Annotated in this window: 8 protein-coding genes; 6 read left to right on the forward strand and 2 right to left on the reverse strand. The window is 41.6% G+C overall.

The annotated features are described in order from the left end of the window. Positions 1 to 29: 29 nt before the first annotated feature. Both FRX45_RS02690 and porW read right to left on the reverse strand, forming a co-directional pair. Entirely contained in the window at positions 30 to 2,423 is a 2,394-nt protein-coding gene (locus FRX45_RS02690) for a penicillin-binding protein 1A (RefSeq protein WP_152266836.1), read from the reverse strand. 114 nt (positions 2,424 to 2,537) lie between these two features. Further along, a complete protein-coding gene (gene porW, locus FRX45_RS02695; protein WP_152266837.1) occupies positions 2,538 to 5,525 on the reverse strand; it encodes a type IX secretion system periplasmic lipoprotein PorW/SprE in 2,988 nt (995 codons plus the stop codon). Positions 5,526 to 5,650: 125 nt separating this feature from the next. On the opposite strand from porW, the gene FRX45_RS02700 reads away from it, so the two are divergent. The 6 genes from FRX45_RS02700 to FRX45_RS02725 all read left to right on the forward strand — a co-directional run bounded on the left by FRX45_RS02700 (position 5,651) and on the right by FRX45_RS02725 (position 13,632). Beyond that, positions 5,651 to 6,049, forward strand: a complete 399-nt coding sequence (locus FRX45_RS02700; RefSeq protein ID WP_152266838.1) for a hypothetical protein — start codon at positions 5,651 to 5,653, stop codon at positions 6,047 to 6,049. Between the two features lie 19 nt (positions 6,050 to 6,068). After that, positions 6,069 to 6,488: a bactofilin family protein gene (locus tag FRX45_RS02705; protein WP_152266839.1), complete on the forward strand. Its 420-nt coding sequence runs from the start codon at positions 6,069 to 6,071 to the stop codon at positions 6,486 to 6,488. Positions 6,489 to 6,650: 162 nt separating this feature from the next. Further along, positions 6,651 to 7,742, forward strand: coding sequence for a DUF3810 domain-containing protein (locus tag FRX45_RS02710; protein WP_152266840.1), 1,092 nt, complete (start codon positions 6,651 to 6,653; stop codon positions 7,740 to 7,742). A gap of 213 nt (positions 7,743 to 7,955) precedes the next feature. Next, positions 7,956 to 8,549: an RNA polymerase sigma-70 factor gene (locus FRX45_RS02715; protein WP_152266841.1), complete on the forward strand. Its 594-nt coding sequence runs from the start codon at positions 7,956 to 7,958 to the stop codon at positions 8,547 to 8,549. A 97-nt stretch (positions 8,550 to 8,646) separates the two neighbouring features. Continuing rightward, entirely contained in the window at positions 8,647 to 9,876 is a 1,230-nt protein-coding gene (locus FRX45_RS02720) for a FecR family protein (protein ID WP_152266842.1), read from the forward strand. 168 nt (positions 9,877 to 10,044) lie between these two features. Then, the gene (locus FRX45_RS02725) at positions 10,045 to 13,632 is read left to right on the forward strand and encodes a TonB-dependent receptor (protein WP_152266843.1); all 3,588 of its coding nucleotides are present in this window, start codon (positions 10,045 to 10,047) and stop codon (positions 13,630 to 13,632) included. The last annotated feature ends 17 nt before the right edge of the window (positions 13,633 to 13,649 follow it).

Raw genomic sequence — 13,649 nt, forward strand, 5'->3', positions numbered from 1 at the left:
AATACAGGAAACGCGAATTTACGGTGTGCTTAATCTTTCTTTTTCTTACCTCCAAAAAGCCTCCTGAAGAAACCCTTCTTTTTTTTGTCTGTAGAATCGGGTTGCACTTTATCGTTCTTCCTGTTCGCGTTCTTTGCCTCTTCCAGAATCTTTCTTTCCTCCTCGTTGAGCTGCGACTCTGTTGTTACTTTTTCCCTGCCATCACTTACCGGCACATCAATATACTGACTGCCGTCTCCCCCGGAATTTTCTCCTTCCAGTATAGGAGTGTCAGACATGGAAGGATCTGTCCAGTCGTATATCATTTCATTTTTAAAACTTTCGGGTTGTACAAACCTTGCATTACGGTCTACACCCAGCGTTTTGTCTTTATATACTTCCTGGAAAAAATAGGCCCATATGGGCATGGCCATTTGCGCACCCTGACCCACATAGTTATTGGAGATGCGCAAAATAGGATCATCTGCGCCTACCCACGCACCGCCGAGCAACTGGGGCGTAAACCCAATAAACCATCCGTCTGCATTATTGTTTGTGGTACCTGTTTTGCCGGCTACCTCGCTGGTAATGCCGTAGGTTCCCCTAAGCGAACGCCCTGTTCCAAAATCAACCACGCCCTGCATCATTCTTGTCATTATATAAGCATCCGATTCATTGATCACTTCAGTATGCGAAGTAGTAAAAGATTGAAGCACGTTACCATTGCGGTCTTCTATCCGTGAAATATAAATGGGTTTGGTATTCATTCCTCCCGCGGGAAACATGCTGTACGCGCTTACCATTTCAATTAATGAAATATCAGCAGAACCCAGTGCAATCGAAGGATAAGGAGGAATTTTACTGGTTATACCACATTGTTTTGCAAAATCAACCGTTCTGTTTACACCTATTACATTCATGAGATTTGCCGCAGCAGGATTGATAGAAGCCGCCAGGCAATAATTCAATGGGCGTGTTCCGGAATATTTGGTATCGCCGATCAATTTGCCGCCCAGGTCAACAGGATCCACCGGCACAGGCGTTTCCGGCGTATAACCATTCATAATAGCCAGGGTATACAACAGGGGTTTAAATGTAGAACCAACCTGTCGTTTCGTATTGTAATTAACGTGGTCGAATTTATAGGTTTTAAAGTCTATACCACCTACCCATGCTTTCACTTCGCCGGTTAATGGATCGGTTAACAGAAAAGAAGCCTGCAGCATTTGCTTATGGTATTTGATAGAATCCATAGGCGTCATCGTGGTGTCTTTTTCCCGTTTATTATTCCATGCAAATACCTTCATAGGCACTTTTACATTAAATGATTTCCGGATTTCAGCTTCTTTTACGCCGTCATCCGATAAATTGCGCCAGCGTTCACTGTTTTTCATGGCTCTTTCCAGTACAGCCTTTCCATCCTTCGTTTTCCATACGCTCCCGTCTTTAATATTCTTTTGCCCGTTAAACACTTTTTGCAGATTGGGCATATGCCTCGCCACGGCCATTTCGGCGTATAGCTGCATTCGCGGATCAATGGTAGTATAAATTTTCAACCCGTCTTTATAGATATTATATGCTTCTCCCGTCTTGGGATTTTTATGATCCTTACACCATTGGCGGATATCATTTCGCAATACATCAATGAAATAGGGCGCCAGGTTTGTGTTCTGGTTCATTTTTTCATAGTCGAGCTTTATAGGTACCAGCTTAATTTTATTGGCCTCTGCCGCAGGTAAATAGTTATTGCGAACCATTTGATCTATTACCGTATTTCTTCTGTCCAATGCCTGTTTGGGATTTACCCGGGGATTATACGTGCCCGTTGCTTTAAGCATTCCTACCAGCACGGCGGACTCTGCAACATTAAGCCTGAATGCATCTTTCTGAAAAAAAGTACGGGAAGCATTTCGTATGCCATATACGTGATCACTATATTCAACAGTATTAAGATACAGCGCGAGGATCTCTTCCTTGGTGAAATTCCGCTCCAGCTTAATAGCCACGATCATCTCCTTTAATTTTTCAATGACCCTGGCTATCGTGTTTTTGCTTCCCTGGCCCAGCATGTTCTTTGCCAGTTGCTGTGTGATGGTGCTGGCGCCGCCTTCACTGCCAAAAAAGAAAATGGCTCTTCCCAGGCTCCTTGCATCAATACCCGAATGCTTGTAAAACCTTTCATCTTCTGTAGCTACCAATGCATTAATTACATTGGGTGAAATTTCACTATAGGGTACGTTGGTTCTGTCTATTATAAGATACTTGCCCATAAGTCTTCCATCGGCAGCAAATACTTCCGAGGCAGAAAGAATGGAAGGATTTTCCAGTTCGGATAAGGACGGAAGCTTACCAAAAACACCCCATGAAATCAACAGGAGGAATAAAACGGAAAAACCAAGCCCGATAAAGAAAATTCTCCAGAAATACTTTACTGCCTTTGTCATATTTTACACTTATGATGAATAATGGCCGGAAACAGGTTACTTCAACAAATGTAAAAGCAAATTCCATGCTTAACCTGTTAATCCTTATTGTATATATAATTTTAAGATAATTTCTTACAACTGACCCGGGTAATTGGCCTCCACGAACTTTTTATACCCGCTGAGATCCTTATTATTTTTCAGCACTTCAAGGTTGCCTGCAGAAATAACAATAAACGAATATTTATCCGCAGCCAACCAGGGCACCACCTGCGCACCCGCAACGGGTTTTGTTTTATTGATATAGTCCAATGCACCAACTGCATCCGAAAATCCCGACATCAGCATCAGTTTATTTTCATCATCTAAGGGCAATATCGTTATCTCTATGGGCTGGTCATTAAATGATTCACGGTTATACCGGTTAAAAGCATTTTTAGCTTCGTTACCATATACAATATCTACTTTATTGAGCACTATGGCCACATAATGCTGTTCGGCAGGATTATAGCTGAAGCCGGATTGTGGTGCGGGTTTGGGCTTATTGAACACCGATGAATCTATGGAAGGTCTGATAACAGTTTCTTTTGCAGCAGCTACCTCCGGCGCTTTAGGTGCGCCGGATGCCTTAACCTGCTCCTGCACGCCCGTTTTGGGTTTAGGTTTGTCTGCAACAACAGCAGCAGAATCTTCTTTTGCTCTTTCTATATTTAAGTTGGAGAGATATTTTTCTATTTCGTCGCGCCGCTTCAATACATTGATAATGTTCTCCGCTTTTTTGGAGATACCCGCTTCCCTGTCAATATGAATAAGATTTTGAAGTGCATTAATGGCCGAATTATCATCTTTTTGTTTAATGTAGTATATAGATTCTATATATAACAACTGCTGCGTCCAGTAAATATTTCCATAAATGCTGTCGGCTTTTGCCTTCTGTATAATGGCCTCCTCAAATTTGCCTTCCAGGAAAAGATCATATATTTTTTCATAATTCCGGGTAGCATCGTCTTTTAATTTGGTTTTGCGTTTCTCAACAGCCCCGGGATCGTCAATATATTCAATGTATTTACTTTGAGGAGCAATTTTAGCAAGTATTTCCCTGTATTGTTTTGCCTTAACAGGCAGGTTCAGTTTGGTATAACAATAATGCAGGTCAAAAACGGCTTCTTCCCGGTAGCGGGTATCGGGAAAACGGTTCAGCAGTGCTTCATAATTTTTTATCGCTTCGGCATAATCTTCAACCTGATCTTTAAATGCCCTGCCCAACCCAAATAAGGCCGACTGAATGCTATCGTTTGAAACCTGTACCGCCCCGGGGGTAAGCGGGAGATTTTTCATGAGCCCCTCATAACTGATATCCTCAGGATTTTCTATGTCGCTCACTCTTCCATCTGCGCCGGCTTCGTTAACTTTTCCCGGTTCTGGTACTTTAAACTGTGCCGTAATATCCGCCATACGTCTCCAGTTGTCTGCATTTGGCCGCGATCCCCAATTATTGCGAAAAGCTGTAAACCCTTTTGACTTCAATGAATTGTTATCAAAATACCAATCTCCCTTTCCTTCATTTCCCGAAAAAATATCTGTAGTTGTTTTGTTGGCAAAAGGATTGTTCGTATTCGTGTTAAGTGAATCTGTTTCCTTTAATCCTCTTTCTTTGCGCAAACGCCTGGCGGCAGCTTTTACATATTTCTCCCGGTCGGCCTCCGGCATAGCGGCTACCTTTTGCAGGCTGTCTTCCACCCTGATGGTTTGTAATTTGGCAACCACCCCGCTTAATGCATCCTTCCGATGTGAAATAGCTACGGCATCTTTCACTACCGGGCTGTTAATATCAAGGCTGTCGTAAGCGCTGTATGCCAGTTCGTATTCCTTTTTTTCAAAAGCCAGATCAGCCAGGTATAAAAATGAGCGGTTGCGCTGATCAACATTATCATTATTGTACTTAACACTTTTTAACAAATATGTTTTAGCCGCTGCAAAATTATTACGCTGCATTTCCATTTGTGCAGCCATATAATAAATAATATTGCGATAGTTGTAATACTTATCGCGCCTTGCCATTTTAAGCAATTGCTTCACATTTTCATCAATGATCTTTTCTTCGTTGTCGCCACGGGCCAGTTTTATTTTATTCAGCCTTGCATATACTTCCATTACCGGGTCAATGGTATGCTTAATGCACTGATCAAAATAAGCGTCTGCCTCAGTTGGTTTTTTACCCAATGCATACAACTGTCCTATCAGGTATTCCCACCTGGCCTTTTCCCCAATATTTTCAGCATTATCCAATGCAGGTATCAAATGGTGAGCAGCACTATCCCACATTTTATTTTTATAAAACAGGTAAGCCTGCATTTCTTCCAGCGCAGGTTTTAACCTGCGGGGAAACAGTTCATCACGTTTCAGCGTTTGTATCATTGCTGAAGCCTCGTTATAAGTGCTGTCTTCAATATAATTTCTCAATTGCCATACAAGGGCATCATTGCGGCGTGGCGGTTCACTGAACATTTTAGAAGTAATGCTCGTCTTCTCTTTGGTAGAAACAGAATATATATTGCCTTCATCATTAAGATTACTGCCTATGTATTTTTTAAATCCCAGCTCTTCTTCGGTTTTAGGTTGAAAATAATAATTGAGATATTGAAAAGCTATACCGGCGGAATCGAATTGCTTTTTGAAGAGATATGCCCTGCCCATCAAAAAATACATATCATCAATCCACTCATTTCTCAGGTCGTGCAGTAAAATGCCTGCATTGCACTTTTGAAGTACGGAATCCAGCTCTGTTTTTTGCGATGCCGTAGCCTCAAGCGTATAATTGTAAAAAGGCAATAATTCGGTATAATCATCTGTAAAACCCTGTTTAGCGCCAGCAACCACTTCTGTTAGTTTGACATCTGCATTAAAGAAAAAATTATAATGTGTACTCATGCCCTGCATGATCCTGCGTGGTATCGTGTATTTGGTGGTAAAGGTTTTATCTGATCCCAGTATGCGGTTTTCGTATTTCTCCGGCTTCTTTACATCAAGGGTTGCGTCTTTTTGTGCCATTACAGATGAATAATGACAACAATAAAATAAAATAGTGAGTATAACCGTTAAAAGGAATTTACTATAAGACATGCATGTGTAGTTCGTTCGGTATAATAAACTAAATTTCAGCGAAATTATTTTTAATTGTACATTTTTTCAAGCTTTAGTTCCCACAACCAGGCCAAAGTGGTTATTTTTAACACAAATAACTGATAATGGCAAAGATATTTGATACGGATGGAACCCTGCAACACCTGCGCAACCGATACCGGCTGGTGGTAATGAATGACGACACCTACGAGGAAGTAGTTACATTCCGGCTGTCGCGGCTCAGTGTTTACATCACGTTATGCACCATATTTGTAGCTCTGGTAGGCGTAACGGTGGCTTTGCTGGTGTTTACGCCGTTGCGTTATTATGTACCGGGTTATGGAACCGCATCAGACAGAAGAGAAATGATAACACTGAAAATGCAGGTTGATTCACTGGAACAGCAAATGAATTACCGTGATAAATACATGGAAAATATACAAAATGTGCTGAAAGGAAATACAACGGCGGTTATGGATACAACCCAGTTAAATATTCCCGCAGAAGAAAAAAGCGAAGATTAATCATTTAAAACCAATAACTATGTTTTCATCAAAATCCAAATCTGAAATCGAGATACCCGCTTCTTCATCCGGCACAAGCCTGATTGGCGCCGGTACAATTATTAAAGGCGATGTGATAAGCAGCGGAGATATTCGTATAGACGGAACGCTGAAAGGAAACATTTCCGGTTCTGCAAAAGTGCTGATAGGCGCCGAAGGTGTTGTTGAAGGCGACATTGAAGGACAACAGGCCGATATACTTGGAAAAGTTAGCGGTAAAATCATCATCAAGGAATTATTGAACCTCAGGGGTAAAGCTGCTATAAAAGGCAATATCAGCGCGGGTAAATTACAGGTCGAGCCTACTGTGAGCTTTAATGGCCAATGCCATGTTGGTGAAGGCAGTGTGGCCAATGTTGTAGAAATGCCTGCTGATGAGGAACACGCCATCGCACAATAATTTTTCCCATTAAACGGAAAATGTTTTATTTGCCCTGCACGACTCATACGAACCGTGCAGGGATTTTATTGTCTATTTCAATAAAATACTGATGCATTTGCTATACAAAAACAATTTACTTTTAGGTTTTTAATATCAAAAGGATTTCCGGCGACAGCAAATATGCAAAAACCCGACAGGTGTAGTATACTATCCGTTATCATTCTTATATGCATAGCATTGGGCATACGTTTATATGCTTCCAGCCCCGAAATTGTTGAATCATCATATACCTCGGGCATTTATCCTTATATCAGCTCTTTTTTAAGAAGACTGTTTGGTCCGCTTCCTTTTAGTGCAGGTGATGTGCTTTACGGTTTTCTTTTTTTATTTGCTTGGTGGAAGGCGGCGCAATGGCTAAGAAGATTACGAAAGGAAAAGCTATCGGGGTTTCCTCCCAAAATAGCCTGGCTAAAAACCTTTAGCTTTTTTTTGCTGCTCTATATTATTTTTAATTTAATGTGGGGGTTGAATTATGACCGCAAAGGAATTCATTATCAAATGAACTTCCAGCGTGAAGAATATTCAAAAGAAGAAGTAATAAACATAAACAATGTATTGCTGCAACAGGTAAATGCCTGCAAGGAAGCTTTGCTCCGTCAGCGCATATCTTATCCTTCAACCAAAGATCTGTTTATAAAAACAAATCAAGCTTTTGCAGAGGCAGCAAAAAAATATCCTTTTCTCGGGTATTCACATCCTTCAGTAAAGCCATCTTTTTTTAATTTCATAGGAAATTATTTTGGATTTTCGGGTTACTACAATCCTTTTACAGGCGAAGCGCAGGTTAATACCGATGTTCCGCCATTTCTTCAGCCCTATATTAACTGTCATGAGATTTCGCACCAGTTAGGTTACGCAAAAGAAAATGAAGCCAACTTTGCCGGTTATATAGTGGCTACGGCTTCAGGGGATTCTCTTTTTATGTATTCGGCCTATTTCGATCTTTTTTTGTACGCCAACCGCAATTTATACAGAACAGACTCTGTTACTGCGAATCATTTTTTAGCATTACTGCATCCGGGCGTTAAAAAAGATATAGAAACGCTTAAGGCCTATTATAAAAAATATGAAAATCCTGCAGAACCGGTATTCAGATGGATATATGGGAAATATTTGGAGGCCAATGATCAGCCATTGGGCATGACTACATACAGTGAAGTAGTGGCCGATGTAATTGCCTGGCATAAAAAATACGGGCAACCGGGAGGCTAAAAAATTGTAAGTAAGCTATTGATCAAAACTTATTTTAAAGATAACGCAGGCGAAAATATTTTACCGGAAACTGTATGTAGTTTTACTATGTCATATAACTATCTGCAGCTATTTAGAATATAAAAAAGTGTTTATACTACAATGCCAGATGAATTATGTATATACAAATGAATCAGAAACTATTGTTTAACTTGCATACAATAGAATTATTGCTTGCCATTACCAACTGCACATACCGATAAGACCCTGCTTTTCCAAATTGCTGCAGGAAACGAAGCGGCTTTTAAAACCTTATTCGACAGGTATCGCCAGCGCTTATTTTATTATGTCTCCCGTTTTATAAAGTCTGACCAGGTTGCTGAAGAATTGGTGATGGACACATTCATGAAAATATGGACCGGCAGGGACATTATTTTACAGATTAATAATTTTGATGCATTCCTTTTTCGCATTGCCCACAACAAATCCATAGACTTTCTCCGCTCAGCCGCGAATGACGCGCATTTGAAAACATTTTTATGGGAAGAGATCCAGGTTGCTTCCGGCGAAAGGGCAGATACTGCTGTACTTTTGGAAGAATATGAAGAAAAACTAAGGCAGGCCATCGCTTTACTTTCACCACAACGGCGCAGGATCTATCATTTACGCCGTGAGCAGGATTTTACCCATGACCAGATTGCCGCCCAATTAGGCATTTCCAAGGCTACAGTAAACAATCACATAGTGGAAGCACAGCGTTTTATCCGCACCTATCTTGTTAAAAACATGGAACTAACCATGTTTATTCTTTTTGCATCCCTCGTTTAACCTGTTTATTTTATTTTTTTCTTTCAGCATAGTTATCCCTGTTTACTATTTCGTCTTAATATAAGCGGCCCCGTTTCATACCAACGATTTATTATAAATGACAAATAAAAACACATGGCAATACTTAGTAGATCAATATCTGGCAAATACTATTTCTAAAGAAGAACTGGATCTATTGCTTCAAAAAGCAAGTGAAGAAGAAGATATAGATGCATTAATGCCGGTACTGCAAAGCCATTGGCAAAAAGCAAAAGAAAAAACCGGTAGCAGCGGTAACGACTGGGATGCCAGGTTTGAAGCAATGATGAAAGAAGCCAGGCGGGGCAACCCGGTTCTTGGTATAGAAAAGAAGCGCGTATCACCCCGGATATACCGCAGCATTGCAGCGGCAGTTCTTGTTGCCCTGCTTGGCGGCGGCTACTTCATATTTTTCCAAAAAAACAATCATCAAGCAGGTATCACACAAACACCGGTTCACCAAAACACCAATGATTTAACCCCCGGCATTAACGGAGCAGTATTAACCCTGGCAAATGGAGAACAAATTATATTAGATAGTGCAGGCAATGGAATATTGGCTATACAGGGCAAAGCAAAAGTAATGAGCAGGAGCGGGCAAATTGTATATGATGCGGAAGACAAAGCCAAACAGGAATTCTTACTGAATACGATGTCAACCCCCAGGGGAAGACAATATCAACTGGTATTATCTGATGGCACTAAGGTATGGCTGAATGCATCCTCTTCTATCCGCTATCCCGCAGCGTTTCCAGACAAGGAAAGAAAAGTGGAAATAAGCGGCGAGGCCTATTTTGAAGTAGCACCACTGATCATGAAAAAAGAAAAAGTTCCTTTCACCGTAAAAATAGTATCCGGTGAAGGCAAAGACAGGGGTGAAATACAGGTATTGGGCACCCATTTTAATGTAAACAGCTACGAAGACGAAACAACAATTAAAACCACTCTGTTGGAAGGTTCGGTTAAAGTAGTAAAAGGCGCCAGTTTTCGTATGCTTTCGCCCGGGCAGCAGGCGCAGATCAAAAACCGCCTTCCGGAGGATATTCTGATCATCAACAAAGTAGATGTGGATGCTGTAATGGCCTGGAAGAACGGGTATTTCTCTTTCGGCAATACTGACCTGGCAGCCATTTTCCGGCAAATATCAAGATGGTATGATGTGGATATTGAATACAGGGGTGAAATTCCGGACCGCAGATTTGGCGGCGAAATATCAAGAAATACCAACGCATCGCAGGTACTTAAAATTCTTGAAAAAAGTAAAGTGCACTGTACTATAGAAGGGAAAAAAATAATTGTAATGCCCTGACCCGTAAAATAGTCCGGGCATTATTATAAGATAGTGGATGATCCAAACGAAAGCCGCCCTGAATTGAGGTCAGAGCGGCGGAAGTTCAGGTTATCAACCCCGATTGGCATCGGGATAGCAATTGTTTCGACGAACTGCTCATTGTTTAACCAAAAACTGTTCAAAACTATGCAAAAAGTTCCGTGTATCCACTACAGGATACCAATCAAAACCTGCCTGCCGGGGAGGCAGGCGCTGTTGTTTATGAAGCTTACAGCCATCCTTATTCTGGCAGCCGCTCTTCAGGTTAGTGCCAAAGGGTTTTCACAGAAAGTAACCCTTTCAGAAAAGAATACAACACTTACAAAAGTATTCAGGGAGATCAAAAAACAAACCGGCTACGGGTTCTTTTTTGATGAATCATGGATACAATTGTCGGTTAAAGTAACCATTCAGGTAAAAGAAGTACCATTGGAGAAAGCATTAGACATGTGTTTCAGGAATCAGCCGCTCACTTATTCCATTGTTGGTAATACCGTGGTGGTGCAGTTGAAACAGCAAACTACTGCAGCACCTGCTGTTGAAACACAGCCTTCTCCTCCGCCACCCGTTGATATCAGGGGCAGGATAACCGATGCAGAAGGCAATCCGTTGAATGGGGCTTCTGTAAAATTGAAAGGAACTGAGCGTGGTACCACTACAGACGGAAATGGCAATTTTACATTGCAAATTCCGGATGATGGGGGAATACTGGTAGTGTCTTTCATAGGCTATCAAACCCAGGAAATAAAAGCTACAGCAACGGGTGCTATGCATATTGTTCTGGTAGCTGCCCAGGCTCAATTAGATGATGTAGTGATCGTAGGTTATGGCACACAGAAAAAATCAAATTTAACAGGAGCGGTTGCCCAGATAGATTCAAAGATACTGGAAGACCGGCCCATAAGTAATGTAGGACAGGCCTTGCAGGGTGTGGTGCCTAACCTGAATGTTAATTTTAGCGATGGACGCCCGGGAGGTAACGCAAAGTTCAATATCAGGGGATTTACTTCCATTGCCGGAGGCAACCCATTGATACTTATTGATGGCGTTCCGGGTGATCTTAACCTCCTTAACCCTTTGGATGTAGCCACTATTTCTGTTTTAAAAGATGCTTCTTCAGCCGCTATCTATGGCGCCCGTGCTGCTTATGGTGTAATATTGGTTACCACCAAACAGGGCAAACAGGGTAAACTACAGGTAACATACAGTAATAATTTTTCTGTGGCTAAACCCACTACCAGTCATGAATTTATGACGGATGGCTATGAAACAGGTAAATTGATTGATGAGGCTTTTCAGGTTACCACCGGAAACGATTATACGGGATATACAGATGATGATTACGCAGAATTGAAAAAAAGACAAACAGACCATTCTTTACCGTCTGTTGTTATACAGAATCGTAACGGACGTGATCAATATGTTGGATATGCCAATACAGATTGGTGGCATTATTTTTTCCGTGAAGAAATGCCTTCCATGAGTCATTCGCTCCAGGTTTCCGGGGGATCAGAAAAAATAGATTTTGCGATCTCAGGCCGTTATTACCAGCAACTTGGTATGATGCGGATGAACAGGGATAAATACAGCGCCTATAACCTGCGTGCCAAAATAAATGCACGGCTTACGCCCTGGTTAACCATCAGCAACAACATACAGTTCGCCGCAAATAATTATGATTACCCGGGCTCCGGCTCACGCGGCGACATCAATACTTCTTTCGTTTACCTGGGTGTACATGCCCTGCCTTCTTATTCGCCTGTAAACCCGGATGGCACTTTTACATTCAGAAGCCAGCTTAATAATTACGGTATTGCAGATGGCAGAAATCTTGAGCTGCAATATGGGAAAGCCAAATCGCAGGAGCAGGAATATAACCTGACCAATACCGTTAGTGTTACACTCCGGCCCGTTAGGGATATCAGCATCGTGGGCAGTTACAGTTACGACCTGCATCCTTATTCTAATTTTCATCGCAGCACTGTTAATCCCTGGTCTGTTTACCCGGGACAAATTGATTACAATGGCAATGATTATTATACCGAATCGTCCAGCACCGATCAGTATCATGTAATTAATGCATATGCAACCTACACCAAAGACCTGGGCAATCATTCCTTAAAAATAATGGGCGGATACAACCAGGAACTGAAGAAATATTATAACATAAACGGACGCGCCAATAATTTACTGTCTGAAGATCTGAATGCGCTTGATCTCGGAACCAGCGATCAACAGGTGGGAAGCGACAGGGTGGAATGGGCGTTGCGAGGCATTTTTGGAAGAATAAATTACAGTTACGCCAATAAATACCTGCTGGAATTAAACGGAAGGTATGATGGCAGCTCTCATTTCCCGGAAGGAAGCCGCTTTGGATTTTTTCCTTCGGTATCAGCCGGATGGCGCATAAGCGAAGAAGGGTTTTTTACACCATTGAGGAATGTAATTTCCGAATTAAAAATACGCGGCTCCTACGGTTCATTGGGTAATCAATCACTCAGCACAAACCTCCGTGGCTCTAACTATCCTTATATCCCCGTAATGAACACAGGTTTATCGCCCTGGCTAATGAACGGAAATAATTCGCAATACCTGAGAGTGGGAAGTCCGGTTTCTCCCAAACTAACCTGGGAAAGAACAACCTCTGTAGATTTTGGTGCGGACCTCGGATTCATTAACAATCAACTAAACGTAACATTTGACTGGTACGAGCGTAAAACACTCGACATGCTTATTGCAGGCAAAACCCTTCCCGGAGTATTTGGAGCAAGCTCACCACGGGAAAATGCAGGCGATCTTGAAACCAAAGGATTTGATTTATCTGTTCAATGGAAAGATCGCACAAACGTAGGCGGAAAACCTTTTACTTATAATGCAGGCATCGTTTTGTCTGATTCGAAATCGTACATCACGAAGTTCGACAACCCATCCAAACTACTCAATAATTATTATGTAGGAGAACGGATAGGCCAACTTTGGGGATATACCGTAGATGGATATTTTCTCTCAGATGATGAAGCTGCTAACTATAAGGTAAACCAGGATTATGTTAACAGAACCAGGTTGCGTTCGCCAGGCGATGCCAGTAAGCTGCAGGCCGGAGATTTGAAATTTGTTGACATAGATGGCAATAACATAATTAATGATGGCAAAAATACGCTTGATGATCACGGAGACCTAAGTGTAATAGGTAATAGTTTACCACGATACTCTTTTGGCATTACAGGAGGAGCAAACTGGAATGGGTTTGATTTGTCGGTATTTTTCCAGGGCGTAGGCCACCAGGACTGGTATCCGGGAAGTGAAACCTATTTTTATTGGGGAGTATATGGCCGCCCATATTATTCCTTTATACCAAAAAATTTCAGGGAACAGATTTGGACTCCCGATAATCCGGATGCTTATTTTCCAAAACTGAGAGGTTATGCTGCAAGGGATGGCAATGCGGCGCTAAGGGTAGTGAATACAAAATACATGCAAAACATAGCCTATATCCGGATGAAAAACCTGACAGTAGGGTACAGCCTGCCATCATCTCTGCTTCAAAAATGGAATATAGATAAAGTGAGGGTATACTTTAGTGGAGAGAATATTTTTATTTCAACTCCATTTGAATCCAAATATGTAGACCCCGAACAGGTGTCTGCCGATCCAACGGGGGGAAGAGGTGATAACGATGCCCGGAATTATCCGTTTTTCAAGAATTATTCCTTCGGACTGGGTATCACTTTTTAGTGTTCATTTAAAAGCAT

This window comes from Agriterribacter humi, from assembly GCF_009192765.1.
GTDB lineage: Bacteria > Bacteroidota > Bacteroidia > Chitinophagales > Chitinophagaceae > Agriterribacter > Agriterribacter humi.